The 2,250-nt window shown below is 50.7% G+C and carries 3 protein-coding genes; 1 reads left to right on the top strand and 2 read right to left on the bottom strand.

Features of this window, described 5'->3' with window-relative positions:
* Positions 1-93 precede the first annotated feature (93 nt).
* Both H6F43_RS07100 and H6F43_RS07095 read right to left on the bottom strand, forming a co-directional pair.
* A complete protein-coding gene (locus tag H6F43_RS07100) occupies positions 94-588 on the bottom strand; it encodes a DUF427 domain-containing protein (protein WP_190342057.1) in 495 nt (164 codons plus the stop codon).
* Positions 589-649: 61 nt separating this feature from the next.
* Positions 650-1,279, bottom strand: coding sequence for a ribonuclease H-like domain-containing protein (locus tag H6F43_RS07095; protein WP_190342055.1), 630 nt, complete (start codon positions 1,277-1,279; stop codon positions 650-652).
* Positions 1,280-1,942: 663 nt separating this feature from the next.
* Here H6F43_RS07095 and H6F43_RS07090 point away from each other — a divergent pair.
* Positions 1,943-2,250: hypothetical protein (locus H6F43_RS07090; protein ID WP_190342053.1), on the top strand; the 308-nt coding region annotated here is incomplete at its 3' end.

The raw sequence follows: 2,250 nt of genomic DNA, 5'->3' as shown, positions 1-2,250 counted from the left end.
AGAGGTTGACTATCCCTCAACGGAGCGAGAGCCGCTATATCAGTATTAATAGAGTAGGGTAACGACTCACAACTGACGAATCAATTATTAACCCTACCACCCCCATGTTCCGAGTCCACCTTTGAAGGGTCCCACAATCTCGGACGTAATCCAGCCGCCATAGAAATTTCCAGGCTGCGGCGTCACCTTCTCTCCATCAACGTAGCAGACATCCATCGGTGCAGGATAAAACGCGACATAATCTTTAATAGAGGCGAATGCAGGCGTTGGCTCTGGATAGTACCACGCTACGTCCTCTAGGCGCTTGTCGCCCACGGCAAGACTGTAGTACGCACCGTGTCCCTTCCACTCGCAGAACGTTGTGCGGGGGCTTTTAATCAAATACGCTTGGTCAATATCTTCTGGTGGAATGTAGTAGACCGGGGGATGGCTAGTTTCCAGTACTCGTTTAGCGCGGTGAGTCTCTGCGATCGTCGCTCCGTTGAACACGATTTGAATGTGCTTACTTGTATCCTCTAGTCGTGGAGGACGCGGGTAGTCCCAGACCGATTCTTGTCCTGGCTCCGGAGTAACGCGATTGGAGTTCATAGCGATCGTCCTGTCAATCAATATCTAGGATCTCTAAGCTAACAGCTAACGGCTGACCGCTTTAATGCTCAAACGCCCCTTGATACTGCAACAGATCGAGCTCTGCCATCGTTGGAATACACTGAAAGCAACGCTCCGCCAATTCCCAACGCTCCTCGCGCTTTAGCATCGCCATCAATTTCTTGCGCGCGCTCAGCAGGTAGCGGACATCGTTGGCGGCATAGCGTAGTTGTTCTGGCGAGAGGTTCATTGAATCTCCCCAATCAGAGCTTTGAGCGCTTTTGTCGAGTTCGACATGCTCTAGTTCCTGCACCAAGTCTTTCAGTCCGTGGCGGGGCGTGTAAGTCCGAGCTAGCTTGCTGGCAAGCTTGGTACAAAAAATCGGGTTTACCTGAATATCGAGGTGATAGCGCAGGGTGGCAACGTCAAAGCGAGCAAAATGAAATACCTTGAGCACGGATGCCGCTTCGAGCAGTCGCTTCAGGTTCGGCGCTTCGGCTTGCCCTCGATCGATCCGCACCACCGCCACGTGATCTAATGGATCGCATAGCTGCACTAGACACAAGCGATCGCGCTGGGGTAGCAGCCCCATCGTCTCGGTATCTACCGCGATCGCCTCTGCCTGCAAATATGTAGCAAGCTGCTCCTCAGCAAGGTCGCGATCGTAAATCTGAAATGCTTTCGAGTCCATCAAAGAATGTTGCTAATGAACAAATGTAAGCTGAATGAATCATCCGCTCATTATCCATCGATTTGAGAAACTGAGGGAACTAGAGAACCGAGTTAATCAGCGTTGGCAACCACTTATGCGTCGCTCAGGTGAATTGTCGCTTCGATCGATCCAATCAAGAGATACTGCTTAGTACACCTTGATAGATGTGCTTATCAGCGCTAGGCTATGACAAAAGTTGGTTTACTTTAACTTCACAGTAATTCTTGAGGTTGACCGACCCGGTGCGCTATTCGACCTATCCCTGCTGCGGGTCGTTACCCCTCATTGAAGTAGCAGCATTTTACCATCACACTAGACAGAAGCATTGCTGAGTATCCCTTACCCTTAGAAGCAGCTATTTATCTGCCTTCGTCGGCTAATGGAAGTCAGCTCTGAGAGCAGGCTGCATCTTAAACGTTCACGAAACTCACACACTTTTTGAGTTAGAGATAGCAATTTCACGGTCGCCCGAATCTCAACTGTTCTCTAGACTGAAGCTGATAGCGTCACTTCGTTTGCATTAAACGACGATGGTTGATGCCGAAGCCAGTACGTCTGCTATGTCGGAGAATTCAATCCCTAGTTCTGCTACCGCTCCTTGTCGCTTCCTGATCGTCGTCAATCACCTGCCTACTCAAGCTGATGCCTTCCCTTTCTGACCTCCGGTCGCAAACTCGCTTACCCTCCGATTTGTCCATGTCCTACCCCGATCGCGTCGTGGGCGCTGCCGTTTTTGATCTAAACGGTCTGCCTAAAGAATATTTCACCACCTCAGATAGCACTGGAATGGGCTGGGTGCAAACCATTTTTCAAGCCCTGGGGCTGCGATCGCTACTGATGTCGTCACTTCAACTGGAAGGGTTTCACCACGCTACGATTCACGGCGAAGAATACTCTGCGATCGTGGTGAAGCAGCGAGCACACTACACTGCACTGCTCGTTCGGCAGCA

The organism is Leptolyngbya sp. FACHB-36 (assembly GCF_014695955.1).
GTDB lineage: Bacteria > Cyanobacteriota > Cyanobacteriia > Leptolyngbyales > Leptolyngbyaceae > FACHB-36.
The sequence above is the reverse complement of the archived record's forward strand: the minus strand, read 5'-3'. Positions and strand labels throughout refer to the sequence as shown.